Consider the following 425-nt stretch of genomic DNA (forward strand, 5'->3'; position numbering starts at 1 on the left):
GTGGGGCCGCTCAAACAACAGAATGCAGCCTACGACTGCTACTGGACGGCTCAAGCGCCCGCTCTCGGGCCCAGGGAAATATTCCTTGCGTCCGCCGAGGACGGCTCATGGGCAGCGATGAACATTGGGGGCAGAGACGTGTCGCTGCGGCTCTTGTCTGAGCGCGGCAGCCTCCTCCCCGGCCACGTGCTGGTCAGAACATTTGCGGCGCGTGGCACGCGGGTAGTTGCACGGTTCAAGGTCACGCAGGCGTGCGCGGCCGGGGATTCCTGCGAGAACCAAGACTACAAAGTAATCTTCGAGGTCACTCAAGGAAAACGCCGGCAAATAGTTCGAGCCACGGGTTCTGTAGGGTGCTGAGTACGCCCCCTAACAATTCGTCCAAGCCGACGCCGCTTCGCGGCGCGGCTTAACTCAGGTGTTAG

The 425-nt window shown here is 61.6% G+C and carries 1 protein-coding gene; it reads left to right on the plus strand.

The window, feature by feature from the left end; genetic code table 11:
• The coding region (locus ACY35P_RS15670) for a hypothetical protein (RefSeq protein ID WP_462116762.1) at window positions 1–360 on the plus strand (360 nt) is incomplete at its 5' end.
• Between the last annotated feature and the right edge of the window lie 65 nt (window positions 361–425).

Source organism: Lysobacter xanthus (assembly GCF_047159895.1).